This window comes from Gillisella vitis (genome assembly GCF_021559775.1).
Taxonomy (GTDB): Bacteria; Pseudomonadota; Alphaproteobacteria; order Rhizobiales; family Rhizobiaceae; genus Allorhizobium; species Allorhizobium ampelinum.
In genome coordinates this window covers 609,010-623,498 of the sequence record NZ_CP056048.1, presented here as the reverse complement: position 1 = coordinate 623,498, position 14,489 = coordinate 609,010, and the positions used below count along the sequence as shown (strand labels likewise).

Annotated in this window: 9 protein-coding genes; all 9 read right to left on the bottom strand. The window is 54.2% G+C overall.

Going from position 1 to position 14,489, the window contains the following annotated elements:
- Nucleotides 1-27: 27 nt before the first annotated feature.
- Nucleotides 28-2,742: an ABC transporter transmembrane domain-containing protein gene (locus tag AVCG78_RS19870; protein WP_071584560.1), complete on the bottom strand. Its 2,715-nt coding sequence runs from the start codon at nt 2,740-2,742 to the stop codon at nt 28-30.
- A gap of 180 nt (nt 2,743-2,922) precedes the next feature.
- Nucleotides 2,923-4,275 carry an adenylate/guanylate cyclase domain-containing protein gene (locus AVCG78_RS19865; protein WP_012653942.1) on the bottom strand — a complete coding sequence of 451 codons (1,353 nt, stop codon included), beginning with the start codon at nt 4,273-4,275 and terminating at the stop codon, nt 2,923-2,925.
- Between the two features lie 192 nt (nt 4,276-4,467).
- On the bottom strand, nt 4,468-6,183 hold the full coding sequence (locus AVCG78_RS19860; RefSeq protein WP_071204008.1) for an adenylate/guanylate cyclase domain-containing protein: 1,716 nt from the start codon (nt 6,181-6,183) through the stop codon (nt 4,468-4,470).
- A gap of 163 nt (nt 6,184-6,346) precedes the next feature.
- Entirely contained in the window at nt 6,347-7,177 is an 831-nt protein-coding gene (locus AVCG78_RS19855) for an MBL fold metallo-hydrolase (protein WP_071204006.1), read from the bottom strand.
- A 166-nt stretch (nt 7,178-7,343) separates the two neighbouring features.
- Nucleotides 7,344-9,314, bottom strand: coding sequence for a putative bifunctional diguanylate cyclase/phosphodiesterase (locus AVCG78_RS19850; protein ID WP_071204004.1), 1,971 nt, complete (start codon nt 9,312-9,314; stop codon nt 7,344-7,346).
- Between the two features lie 9 nt (nt 9,315-9,323).
- Complete coding sequence (locus tag AVCG78_RS19845; protein ID WP_071584430.1) at nt 9,324-9,830, bottom strand: oxidoreductase; 507 nt, start codon at nt 9,828-9,830, stop codon at nt 9,324-9,326.
- 786 nt (nt 9,831-10,616) lie between these two features.
- Nucleotides 10,617-11,768 (bottom strand): SphA family protein, encoded by a 1,152-nt coding sequence (locus AVCG78_RS19840; RefSeq protein WP_012653937.1) that lies wholly within the window; start codon nt 11,766-11,768, stop codon nt 10,617-10,619.
- A gap of 122 nt (nt 11,769-11,890) precedes the next feature.
- Nucleotides 11,891-13,120, bottom strand: coding sequence for an MFS transporter (locus AVCG78_RS19835; protein WP_012653936.1), 1,230 nt, complete (start codon nt 13,118-13,120; stop codon nt 11,891-11,893).
- Nucleotides 13,121-13,625: 505 nt separating this feature from the next.
- Nucleotides 13,626-14,366 (bottom strand): IclR family transcriptional regulator, encoded by a 741-nt coding sequence (locus AVCG78_RS19830; protein ID WP_012653935.1) that lies wholly within the window; start codon nt 14,364-14,366, stop codon nt 13,626-13,628.
- Nucleotides 14,367-14,489 lie beyond the last annotated feature (123 nt).

Below are 14,489 nucleotides of genomic sequence, written 5' to 3'. Positions count from 1 at the left end.
TACCCCCTATCGCGCCTGATCACGATATTACGAGAGAAACTGTTTGAACATCCCGTCTTTGGCGGAAAGCTCTTCGAAACTCCCGGTTTCGACAAGATTTCCTTTGTCGAACACGAGTATCCTGTCAAAAAGCCCGCTTATATCCGCATTTGGCAAAACCCAGATGATTGAGGGCCGCTGACCGTCGCAATGCAGGTCCTGCATGATGTGGCTGACGATCTTATCCTGCGCCCGCTGATCGAGCGCCGACAAGGGCCTGTTGAAGATGAAATAATCAGACCGCTTCACCAGTGCCCGCGCCAGATTGAGCTTCTGGCGCTGGACAGCGGTTAACCGCCGCCCTTGCGAGCCGACATCGAAATCCAGCCCGATCGACAGCACGCTTTCGGCAAGGCCGAGGTCTCTAAAAATGTCGCGGATGATCGCACGGATCCGGTCAGACGCATCGGCTTCGCGCACAGCCAGCCGGCCAAACAGCACATTGTCCATCAATGATGCCGACAGGGTGAACCGTTCTACGTCGTGACGCTCGATTTTTTCCGCCAGATCCGCGGGAACTCCGGCATGGAACTCGCGACGCGCATCGACGATCTTGTCCATCAACTCCTGCGTCAAAAGGCCGAAACGATGGCGCGGCTCGATATAGGCAAAGCTGAGGCGGATAATGCTGCTGCGCTCGCTGGCCGAGGCTTGCGTTACGGCTGTGCCATGGAGCTTTTGCAGCAAAGCCTCGTAGTCGGGAAGATCCTCCGCGCTCATGAAGGTCAATTGCTGGAAAAACGGATGGTCGGGCGGAAGGTCTCGAAACAATTCGACCGCATTCGCCGCGATTTCGAGCCCCATTGCATAGAACGCATCGCCAATGCCGGTATCACGCATCACCTTGCGAAAATAAGGATGGGCCGCCAGCCGTTGACCATTGATCATCAAGGGTTTCATCTTGCCGAAAAGCAGATTTTCACCCACCGTCGCCTGGCTGTTATAGGCATCGGCCTCGAAGGGCACGACAATGTCGTCCAGATCCTCGTCATGCAAACGGCGGCGCAGCGCATGGCGGATTTCGACGATTCGCTCTGTCAACTCCTGATGGGCAAGCGTATCCACTTGCGAACGCAGGGCGAGATCGAAAATATCCTCCGAAATCGTCACCGCATCCAGAACCGGACGGATCACCTTCAAGAGTCCATCCGGCCCTTCAGCGCCAGCCGATCGATAATCCACCCAATCGCTGTTGAGATCGAGAAGCGGATTACCGGATCTCTGCGCTTCCAGAAGGTCACGTTTGTTTCTGCGCGCCGCCAGTCCGTCATAGGTGACATCTGTCAAAGGCGCATGTTTCAACCCGTAGAGAAGATTGTCCCTTAGAGTTCCATGGAAGAAATAGGCATCCGAGGACACGAAGGAAAGCCGCCGCCCGGTGACCGATTCCGGCATGGTGAGAATATCCTGGCCACCAATGCTGATATGGCCGGATTCCGGCCACAGGATACGCCCGAGAGCTTCCGCCAGCGCCTCGCCGCCGCCACCGTTCTGACCGATAATCGCAACCGTCTCATTGGGGGCAATATCCAGCGAAACGCTATTGAGCAGGCGCGCGCCACTATCGTCGCAAAGCACCAGATTCGAGGCCACCAGTGCCTCGGAAAGCGGGCCGACCGGCGTGGCCGCGACCGTGTGAACCCGCGCATCGACCAATCGCTCAACATCGAATTGCTCGACCACCTGAGCATATTTGACCTGAACGTCCTGACGAGCCTGATCCCAGTCTATCAATTCCTTCAGCGGACCCGGCAGGTCCTTATAGGCGCCGATAACAGCGATGAGCTGGCCGATGTCGAGCCGCCCCTCCAGCGCCATATACCCGCCAATGGCGTAGAACAGAAACGGCGTCAGTTGGGCGAGGAAGTTATTGATGAATTTCACCATGAACTTCCACTGATAGAGATCGTAGCGGATCGAAAAAATCAGGCCGAGACGGGCGGCAATGTCGGCGCGCTCAAAATTGGATGTGTCATGGGCATGGATCGTATGAATGCCATCGACGATTTCGCCAACCCGCCCGGATAACTGGCGCGCCGTCAGCTGACGCTGACGACCCAGTTCCAGCAGCCGCCTACGCATGCGTGGAATGATGACGGCCTGAACGCAAACCATGCCAGCGGCGATCATTCCCAGCCAGACATTCTGAAGGATGATGAAGATTAGCGCCGTCAGAGCCTGCCCACCCAAAAGCGCCGGTTGGACGAAGGCATCGCCGGTAAAACCGCCCAGCGGCTCGACCTCGTCCTTGATCATCGTGGCAATCTCGGCAGATTTGACCCGCTTGAAATGCACAGGCGGAAACCGCAGGACTCGATCGATCAGCTCGAAGCGGATGCGGCGCAGCATGCGCTCACCAAGCCGCCCCTTATAGGTGTTGATGTAGAATTTGAACAAACCGTTCAGCACGACAAGACACAGGAAGACGACGCTGAGAGCCATCAGCATTTGTAAGCGGTTCAGCTCGAAACCGCTGAAGATTTCCAGATGTCCGATCCATGGCAGGTCGAAGGCAACATGCAAGAACGGCTTTGTCGCCCCAGCCTCTTCAAAGCCCTGGCCTTGAATAGGGCCATTGACGATCTGCTTGGGCAGATCGAAAGAGAGAAAATAAGGGATCATCGACAGGCCGACAATGCACAGGATCCACACCTGTTGCAGAGAGGTGTTCGACCAGATGTAACGCCCCAGGCTTTTTTCCATCGTCACTCGTGAAATGCAGCGCCTGTCGTCCCACGCCCCATGCCGCGCGACAACGCCTTTGATCATATATGGCGCACTTCTCTTCGCTGTAAAGCGGTCATGCAAAGATCCCGTTCCACAAGCTTTTAGAGGCGCGTTCTGTTCCTCTATCGAGACTGTTTCCCGGCATCCAGCCCTGATTTATTGCAAAAACCGGTCCATCATTGCTTGGGACCTTTTCTGTCCATCCAACTGGACGGCATCGCGATGCAGGAGAATCAAACGCTCGGCCTCCGAAAGACCGGTGCGATGCAGATCGGCTTCAACGTCATCTCTCTGCATTTTAGCCATGAGCGGACCGGGTTGCAAAATCGTTACCCGCTGGCGAACCCCCCGCAGCTTTTCCTCACCAAGCGTTATCCAGTCACCAGCGCAATAGCCGGCAAAGGCATGGCTGGCCACCACGTCGCTTGCATATTTCTTGGTGAGCAACTGAAGCCTGACCACTTCATTGACTGCCGAACCGAAGGCTGAAAACGTCAACCGGTCACGCAGTCCGACATTGCCGAACATCACATTGCCGACATGCAGGCCGAGGCCGTAGCCGATAGGGGCCGCACCCTTTTTCCGACGCTCCGCGTTCAGGTCCGCCAACCGCGACTGGGCCACACGCACAGCCGAAAGTGCCGCCTGACAAGCCTGCCGGGATGGGTCCTTGTGGCGGTCGCAAGGATAGACGGCCAGAAACCCATCGCCCAGGAAACTGAGAATCTGTCCGCCATTGCGGTTGAACGGTGCAGCGATCGCGTCGAAAAAATCATTCAACGTATCGATATAGGCCTGGCGGCCTTCTTTTTCGGCCAGCATGGTCGATTGGCGCATATCGCCGACAACAAGTGCTGCCCGGATGGTTTCGCCGTCACCTCGGCGGATCTGGCCATTCAACACCCGCTTGCCGGCATCGCCCCCCAGATAGGTGGTCAGCATATTGTTGGAAAGCTTGCTGAGTACAGCCATTTTGGCGGCGACCGCCAGATGGTTTTGAATGCGCAGCAACGCGGCAATCATCTCCTCGCTAAAGCCGTCCTTGGCATCCGTGGACCAGGAACCCAACATGCCCTGCACGGATTGATCGCCGAAGGGCTGCATGAAGGCAAGGTAATCGGTGACATTCTCCTTGCGCAAATCCTCGAAGATCTCGAATTCAACGGGACCTTCGGCTGGAATGCGCCGGCGCAAATAATCGAGATCCCGGCTCAGCAATTGATAATAGGGGCTCTGCAAAAACATATCCGTATTGTCGGCATCGTGACGATAGCCTTCAATCATCAAACCACTTTGTGGCCGCCAGGTAAAACCAACCGCTTCGTAGAGCGGATGCAGCATGGCAAAGGACAAATGGACCCGAACGATCGGCAGACCGGCGGCGGCGATCCGGTCGCAAAAGCCCCGAACGATGTCCTCGAGAGTGCTACCGGAAAGGGCTGCCTGTGTCAGCCAATCGGCGACTTTCTCCATGAAGATCGCCGAGACCGGTGCCGATGTAGTCGCCATGGAAGGTCCTATCAAAAAGACGTGTCGTTGAAAAACAGGCCATGGCCGGGTTTATGATAGGAAATAGGGATCTCCGCCACTCCAGACAATGGCAGCCAACGTCCACAATGCCTTATATACAGCATGTTTCAACAAACGGGAATCGGGACGATGCTGTCGTTTTGTTTTCGCATCGGATTTTTTCGCCGCAGATTATGTTTTGCCCACCTCGGAAAGGTTGAGCGCATTGCGTGTCGCCTCATTCAGGATGAAGACTTTTAGCGGCTCCGCACGACCGCGAATGGAAATTTCCCGTCCTGCGCTTTCCGGCACCGCCAGACCCGCCAGAGTAGCGACCGGTTCGGAAATCACCAGTTGGGTTTCGAATTCCTTGGCCACCGATTCCAGCCGGCTGGCGACATTGACGGTATCGCCAATCGCAGTGAGATTACGAACGCTGCCGTAACCCAGTGTTCCCACCACAGCCGGACCCGTATGGATGCCAATAGCGATCCTGAGCGGCACCGTCAGTTCATTGGACAATTGCCGGTTCAACTCCTCAAGACCGGCAATGATGCCGCTTGCCGCCTTCAGGGCCTGGCGACAGGCGGTCTCGGTCGAACCTGTGACGCCGAAAAGCGCCATCGCGCCATCACCGATAAATTTATCCAGCCGCCCTCCTGCCTCTTCCACGGCATGACCGACCACGGCGAAATAGCGGTTCAGCAGAAAGACGATGTCAAAAGGCAACCGGCTTTCCGTCAGCATCGTGAAATGCCGCAGGTCACAGAACAGTACGGCAATATCGCGTTCGCGGCCCGGAACCACTTCATGACTGCTATCAACCGTGGCGCTTTGCGGCATCGCCACCATAAGCGGCATGACTGTGAGGTTCGCCTTGGGGCGAAGCTGGCAGGCAAGCCGCACACCTGGACCAGCCTTGATTCGGTTCAACGTACCCTGCTCCAGCGTTTCAGCAGGCGGCAGCAGTTGCTCTCCATCGATAACCTGGACACGGCAGGTCGAGCACTGGCCCTTGCCGCCGCACACGGCATAATGCGGTTGACCAGCCAGACGGCTGGCCTCGAGCAGGGTGAAACCACGCGGCACGCTGACAGCCTCGCCGTTCGGATAGCGGACGGTGATAAGATGCGCCCGCTCGTTCATTCTGCGGGCGACACGCAGGGCGACAACCATGCCGATAGATAGGAAAAACAACCCATAAAGTGACAAGCGGATAATCTGGATCCACCCTGCTTCGCTGTCCGTCAATGCGGTCGGGTCATAGTAACCGCCTGGATAACCGCTCAACCAGAAGGCTGGGCTGGCAATCGTGCGGCCCATCTCGACAAAGCCAAGCAGGGACAGGATCGGCAGCAGAATGGCCACCGTCAGCAAACCCGCTTTGGACCTTTCATACCATGGTCGGAAGCGCAGCCAAAAATGGATTCCGATACAACCATGCAGCCATAAAATGACAATGGCGAGCGATTGGCGCCATCCATCGACAGGCGACGTGGTCCACATGGAATGAACGACCGTCTGATAATTGTCACGCAGATGAAAGAGCGAGGAGGCAATCCTGGTCGCAACAATATGGTCGATGATCAATAGCGGCACCACCAAGCCAAGCACGATCTGCAACGCTTCGGATTTCGGCATGGTAAAGCTGCGGCGGATATAGACGGCGCGCAACACCAGACCCATGTGGGTGAGCAAAGAACCGTAAAGCAACGCTGTGCCCGGGGGGGTACGCCAAACACCCAGAAACCACAAACGGGCGCGATCGGCAAAATCCACCGAAATCAACCCGGTGGCATGATTGGCCATATGCATGGCGAGGAACAGGAAAATCACCAGCCCCGAACCAAGCCGGGCCTTGCGTATCCGGCGTTCCGACCAGAGGCTTTTTTTGACGTCCACGGCCATAGGTTTCAGTTCTTCAAAGCCACTTTCCGAAGATCCAGCAATGGCAGTTTTGACAGGACCTGTAAATCACCGCTGGGTTTCCTGATTGATTTTATCGATTGTATGACCAACACGGAAATCAAGTTTCCGAATTTTTGCCTGTGCTATCAGATACCGAGTGCAGTCAGATATCGAGAAGCATTCCGTCACGAGCCATAAGCGTCGCTGGAAACGCCTCCTGCGCCAATCGTTCCAGCAGTGCCATTTCGCTGTCGGTGCGCCATGGGGCGTGATGGAACAGCAACAATCGGCCCACATTTGCCTCCTGGGCCAATTTCACGCCCTGCTCCCAGCTCGAATGGCCAAACCCTCGATAACGCTGCATTTCCGCTTCGGTAAAGGCGGCGTCGTAGACCGCAATATCGGCATTGGCCATCAGCGCCAGCGCTGTCGGGTCGAGTTCGCCGGGCTGATGTTCTATGTCAAACACCAATGCCAGCACCTTACCTGCCCATTCCACCCGGTAGCCGATGCAACCGCCCGGATGATTGAGCGTAAATGTGCCGATGGAAATACCAGGACGAGGCGTCAGAATATCTCCGGCACGAAAATCATGAAACTGCAGAGAGGCCTTGCAGATATCCATCTTCACAGGAAAATAGGGCGGACTGACGAATTGATGGATCATCTGATCCGTCGTCATGCTACCGGCAAGGTGGCCGGACCAGATATTGACGGTGATCTCAGGATTGTAGATCGGCTTGAAAAAAGGCAAGCCGATAATGTGATCGTAGTGACAGTGGGAAAAGAACAGGTCGACATTGCTGGTCTTGTCTCCCATCATATCCAGACCGGCCTGACGAATACCGGAGCCGGCATCGAAAATCAGCCTGTGCTCGCCGCAGCGCACCTCGATACAGGGCGTGTTCCCGCCATAAACATCGAATTCCGCGCCACAGACCGGGATACTGCCGCGAACACCCCAGAATTTCACCTGAAACACGCTACTGTTCACTTTTATCCAAAGAGTTTCGGTCGCGGGATTAGGACGATTGGTTTTGGACCGGTTACCAATACATCATTCCTGAAATTACCAAGGATGCAAAGGGAAATGTCAGGTGCCTGTCCCAGCCCTGTCTCTTTCCAAGCATTACCTGTACCAACAAAGGGAATTGCAAAACTTACCATGATTGGTCGAAGGTTACTTCCTTGTTGTCATCTTCCTGAAGAAGATGGGTGAGAAAGCTCGCCGGTTCTGGCCTGCCGATCAGGTATCCCTGGACCTGATCGCAACCCAGTCTTTTCACGCATTCGAATTGTTCTTCCGTTTCCACACCTTCAGCCGTCGTGGTCATGCCAAGGCTGGCGCCAATTCCTGTCACAAGCTCTGCGATTGCCAGGGCATCCGCCCTTGTCGTCACATCGCGGATAAAAGACCGATCGATCTTCAACTTGTCAAACGGAAAGCCCCGCAAGCTGCCGAGCGAAGAATAACCCGTGCCGAAATCATCCATGGCAATCTGAATCCCGATCGCCTTCAACTCCCTCAAGGTTTTCAGGGTCAGTTCGTTTTTGTCAAGCAAGACGGATTCAGTGATCTCAAGCTCTAGACGGCCCGCAGAAAGGCCGCTGATTTCCAGGGCATCTAAAACCTTTTGCACGAGCGTCGCGCTGCGAAACTGCACTGAGGACAGGTTCACCGCGATTTTGAGATTGCCGCGCCAGCTTGCCGCTTCCATGCAAGCGGTCCGCAGAACCCAATCCCCAAGCCCATCGATGACCCCGATTTTCTCGGCGACAGGGATGAAGTCAACCGGTGATACCGAACCGCGGCTTGGATGTGTCCAGCGCAGCAATGCTTCATAACCGCAAATCTCGCGCGTCGCAGTGGTCGCCAATGGTTGGTAGTAGACTTCCATTTCCCCATTTTGCAAGGCCGTTTGCAAATCCGCCTCGAACGACTTTCTGTCCTTCAACCTTGTCTGCATCTGGTTTTCAAACACACAGGCATGGCTCGGCCCCAACGCCTTGGCTTCATAGAGAGCAAGGTCAGCACGCTTGAAGAGTTCGTCCGTATCCGGCTCGTCATTGAAGATAGCCACACCCACACAAGTGCCGATCTTGATTTCCTGGTCTCCGACAAGGTACACAAGGCCAAGTTCATGCATCAGATGCGTGGCAAAATCCATCGCCTGTGTCTCGGTCAGACCGGTGGACAAGATCGCGAATTCGTCTCCTCCCAAACGACAGACGAGATCGCTGTGGTCCTTGATGTCGACAAGCCGACTCGCAACCATCCTTAGCAAGGCATCACCGATGTCGTGACCTAGCGTGTCGTTCACATCCTTGAATCCATCGAGATCCAACAGCAGGATGATGGCCGGCGGTCCGCCAGCTTTGGCCGATACCAGCCTTGCTTCCAGATCCTGACGAAAGAGGATGCGGTTGGGCAGACCTGTCAGGGAATCATGGTGAGCGACATATTCGAGGCGATTGTTTTGTGACTTCAGCTCCCAGGACGCCGCACGCAGATCGTCTGTCAATCGTTGCATACGCCGATGTGCTTTATCCAGAAGACTGTTGTGACGCAAAAGCAAGCCGACAAGCACAATACCGCACAGGATAAGCCCCCCAGCAAGGGCGGTATAGATGAGATGAAGGTGCCGCAACTCGGCCTGAGCGGCACCGATCTTTCCTACATCGGCTTCGAGAGCAGTCGATGCCAGCCTCGTCATCGGACCATCCAGACGTTCCATTTGCTGCAACAACGCTTTGATGGCGTCGTGGTCCAACGTTCCAAACTGCATATTGAGAGTTTCAAGAACGCTGCGGAGCTTGGCGATCAAATCCCTACGTTGCGGGTCGGCCTCAATGAAACCCTTCAAATTTCCTTGCTCGAATAATTCCAGCCGGCTCAGCATGATATCCAGACGGAGACGCAAATCATCCCGGTCAAACTCACCCATGTCGAATGCGGATGTCGCCAGCCGGTGCTCAAGCCTCATATATTCGGAGAGGGTTTGACTGACGGCCCAGGAATCATTGTAACGCGCAAATTTCTCAAGCGTCGTTTGACGTTCGGCTATCACATAGGCGATGTACCCGGTTGCCATGACGAAACAACATATGATCGTCCCAAGAATACGCCTCACGCCGTGCCTCTATTCCACAATGAGCTTTGAAACCTGCCATGCCGATCGCATGTAATATACCTGACTTTGAAGCTGTTGGTCACTATCATAGGGATAGACAATGAAGAGCGGCCCTTTATCCCTCACCGGCATATAATTCTCGTCCCGCTTGAAAGCGAGCAAAACATTGAACCGATTGAAATCATCAAGCGGAATTGTTGTCACATAATCGTTGAGAGCAACGGCTGTCACCTTCGTTCCCTTTGCTCCCACGAAATCCATCAGTTTTTTAAGCGGAACGCCTTCAAAAGCCGTACGCCCTTCATACCAAGGATTGGTGGTTTTAATCACTATAGAACCAATGGCTTCCAGCATGCCAAGATCAAAAGCAGCCCCCTCCGCCGTATTGCGGTTTTCAATATTGCCGGAAATCACTAGGATAGGCTTGCCTTTCGGCTCAGCGAATGTTCCCGCCAGCGCCATCGAAACGGGAGCGACCGACAGCACGATATAGGCCCAAAGGCGGACGAATCTCATTATAATTCTCCTGACGATCAATCGCTAAAGCAAGGACGACAACACCATTTGGAATTCGAAGAGCGTTTTGCCACAGTCGTGACCGTCCGGCATGTTGGTTCGGTAACTTTTCACTTATTTCATACAAGAGTTTACAAGTGCAATAAAGCATCCAAGGGTGTCTACCGAAGACAGACCGCAACGCAGCGTATTGTAGATTGAAGCGGATCTTTGCGAGAAAAATCAGTTTCGCGTCATCAAAGTTAAAATCAGCAAGACGCGATCACGTTTCACCGAAAATTACTTAGATCGAATCATATATGAGAAAATTTGCAGATACCAGAGGGATCGTTGATTTGCCTAGCCGACCGATTGGCAACGGCAATTTTTCAGAGCAACGCCCGACAGACGGTTTGCTCATCGCTCCCCAGCGTACGGAGCAATCCAAGCAATGTCCGGACGTGACAAGAGTGATGATCTGTGAGCAGAAGAACATGTGAAGCCGGGCATTTGAATGGCGAGCAATCCGCTTTACCATCGGCATGAAGTACACATAATATCTGGTGGTTAACGACCGACTCGGCCTGGCCGCCTGTGAATTCCTTCAATCGGATACAATTTTACAGAAGCAGGCAGAAAAATTAAAGCACGACAGTCTCTTTTGGGCATTTTATCGAGCGCCCAAAAGAGACTGCCGTGCTGTATTCGCAAGGATTGATTCCGATGCCCACTAATTGGCGGTTTCCCCTGAAAACTTCAGAGGATAGAAACGGCGAAGATGGTCACACCATCTTCGCCGTCTGCCACTTACCAGAGCTTTTTGATAAAGTTCACTTGCAGATAATCACCCTTGAATGAATTCCTGTTGTAGACATCCGTCAGGTATTTGATGGTCACGGTCGCACGCTGTGAAGGAAAATCAACCGCTACGATGGGACCAAGGCGTATGGATTTATGCCGTCGTCCGTCCAAGGCTAGATTGGCCGGAGAGCCATCATCATCCTGTACCTGCCATTTGACATTGCCAGCAAGACCGAACTGGTAGCGATTATACCGTTCTGTAACGGCGAAATCGGCCGAAAGATAATCACCGTCGCGATAGGTGAAACCGCCCGTCGAGTCATCGCGGTCGAAATTGTGATTGTAGAAGATACGGGTCGAAAACTCCGTCCCTTCCAAAAGAATAGGCCGGGTTCGATAGGTCATGGCGACGTTTGGAGACAAAACCCAGTTACTGAAGCCTGGATTGCCAACCTTTTCATTGTCAAACAAGCCCATTGGTATGGTGACACCAACACCAAGACCCAGGGTGAAACCAACCGGCATCGGCGGAATGAAATCGGCAGCGGGCTTTGGTTGGCCAGGAGCGCCAGGAGGCGGGCCTTCATACCAGCTCTTCGACCAGAAGAAGATATCGGAATAGGCGTCGAACCAACCGGTATTTTTGGAAGACAGATTGGCTGGCGTTGTTTTTGTAATCGTCAGATCGTGCTCTCCGTAAACGAAGACCAGAGACGACGCCATTCGCCCGCCAAAAATCTCTCCGTCATAGACGTAAAGCCCACCCAACTGCCCCTGAAAAAGCCTTTCGCTTGTATCAGGGAACATCGAATTTCCGCTATTGTCACGCAGAGAGTTCCGCCAACTGCCCCAACTGCCACCGACTGCATAGAAGCCAGCCTCAGGCGGCAATTCCGCAGCCCTTATATCCGTAGAGGCGCCCGGTGTGGACGTCTGATAAAACTCGGCAGCAAAGGCCTGCCCACCTTGAGAAGCCAATAGGCAAGTGCCCATCAGCAGAACCGCAAAATCTAACCGTCTATTTCCCATAAACTTGTCCCACTTTCCCAGCCAAAATAATAGGCCACCCCAAATCCGGCTCTGTCGAATCGCCCTGGGATTCGCTCCATAGTAAATCCCAGACCACCCTAACCGCCTCTTCTTGCTCCAAGCTTGCAAAGAAACATCACAACTCCTTAAGGTAGCAATATATTTAAGAGGTTGCGCATGGAGAAGCGTGTTAAAGCGAAGCTGAGTACGTCACAGAGGATGCACTAAACCTGCGCCTGGTTCGCTTCGTCTCAATGAAGCCCGACCAGTTCCCGCTTGATGGTCACAGGCTCCTTCAACGCCATACCGAATATCGACCAGATGGCGAAGACGCCGGCTCCCAGCAGCGTAAAAGCTGCAAAACCCGCCATTGCTCCGATCATTCCGCCGGAGGCAGCGGAGACAGCGCCAACCACGAGGGGGCAAATGAACTGGCCGATGAAAAACATCGACGTCCAGATACCGGAGGCCCTGCCTCGATAAACATCCGGCAGCCGCGCCATGGTGAAGGCCAAAACCAGAGGCAGCGAAATACCGCAGCCAATATTATTGATGAACATGCCAACGATTCCACCCATCAATGACGTCTGGGTATAGAGCAGGATGAAACCGATGCCCTGCAACACCATGGCCGCCGACAAGAGCACACCGATGGAACGTCGCGCCTGAGACCGGAACAACAGGGTTCCTGCGACGACACCGAAAGACCCGGCAGCACTGGCAAGACCAAGCACGCTTGGCTCAACAATGCCGCGCTCGGCAAGCAGCAGGGACACATGGACCGGCATCACGTAGAAGAGCATGCCGCAGATCATCGTCAAGACGAGGCAAACGATAAACCGCGTGTTGAAAAGCCCGCCTTCGGCGTCCCGCGTATCCCCGGGCATGTCAGTTGGACGGCTCGATGAGTCCACGCGTGACGGCTCGAACAACACCATCAGGATAAGCGGAATGAACAGCGCCGTGGCACCATAGACAAGGAATGGCACGCGCCAACCGTAACCACCCAGAAATCCTGCCAGCACGAAACAAACGGTTGCGACAAAAGAGGCCGACCCGAATTGCAGAGATAGCCAGTGCGCCCGACGTTCGCCTGCAAAATAATCGCAGATCAGGGCCGTCCCTGCCGTCATGACACCCGCTTCGGCGATACCAACCACAACTCTCGATGCGATAATTGTATAAAGGCTATCCAGCCAGACTGGCATGACGCCGGCAATGGCGTAAAACAGCATGGAATAAAACAATAGCGTCTTGCGACCGATTCTATCGGCAAGTATCCCGGCAACCGGGGCAAGCAGCGCCACAAATAGTGCCGGCGTGACGAGGGCGATCGGAGCAAGCAGCGACGCATTCGCCTCCGAGGAAAAATGCTGGATGATCTGCGGCAAGACCGGCGCGAACAATGTCGATCCGATCGGCGCCAGCCAGGCCATTGAGATGAGTAACACTCCTTGAGGTATACCGGCGGCTCTTTGCATGTCTCTCCTCCTCCATAAATACCCAGATCTTCAAGACTGGTCCGCAATCCGCACGCAGAAAATCGATGCGGGGCAGCCTGCCCTACAATCTGTATTGTTTCGAAATGAGGTTCCGCGAATTCAGGCAATCCATTTCAGCTCACTCACTCGCCTCCAAGCTGACTGGTTGATCAAACTGGATCCACCTCTTCTTGCAAGAGCTGCAGCGCCGAACGCGTTACCTGTCACACCAAAGACGTCGCCCTATTCTCAAATTGACGCCCCCAAAAGCCGAGTCCGGCTCCAGGAATTATGAACATGGACATCAGGCTGAATGCGATGCTGCGACGTGATCTCCTTCCCCTCCCAACACAATTGCGTCAGGACCTCCTCATTTCTTTGCATATTGAGGAATATCAAATCGCTAGTCAACAAAAATTATTATATTTTGATAATATCGAAAGAATTTCTAATTACGCGTGCATTGTTTCGAATATAAGAGGCAAACACTGATGGTATAAAATGCTCAAACCCACCGGGAATTTAGCTTGTCAGCAAGGATTGAAGATGCCGGCAACAAAAGCATCGCCAGGCGCCGTTCAGTGGAGTCATCGAAATCGCTGGCACGGACGATCAGGCTGAAGCTGGCATTGATTGCCCCTTGCGCGCAGGTGACGGGCACAGAAATGCCAACAAGACCCTGGTCCACTTCTCCACGCGTCACCGTAAAGCCGCGCTTACGGATGGCGGCCAGTTCAGATGCGATATCGTCAAATGCCCGGTCCACTCCCTCCGCGCCTTTAATGATCTTGCTCAGCTTTGCCCGCGGCAATTGTGCCAGAATGGTTTTTGACGTGGCACCCCGCAACAATGGCATGGGCCTGCCTCGCTCATAGCTGGTGGCGATATCGGTGGCGGGGCTACGATCATCGGCAACGCAAATCACCTGGTCGCGATACAGCCGTGCGATGACCGCAACACAAGGAAACTGAACGGCAGACACAACGTCACGCAACAAAGGTACGCCCTCGCGGATCAGCGGATCGGAAAGGCGAAGACGTCGATCAAATTCGATAAAAACCGCGCCGAGGCGATAATGACCCTCCCGGGAAGGATCTAGAAACCCTTGTCCGACCAACTCCCGTACCGTGCGGTAGACCGTGCTTCCAGGCACATCCAGCCGCTCTGCGATATCCTGTATGGTCCACTCGGACGTCTTCTCGTCGAATAGCCTCAAAATATCGACAAAGCGTCCCAGTCCGGCCATGCTTTTCCTCAGAAAGCTGAAAGAATCCCAATATCAGGCAGTTTCTGACTCGCATTTCGAGCCTGGCAAGTCAATCGCCAGCCTGAAGCAGATTTCAATTCCTATAGGCCGCAACACGCATGC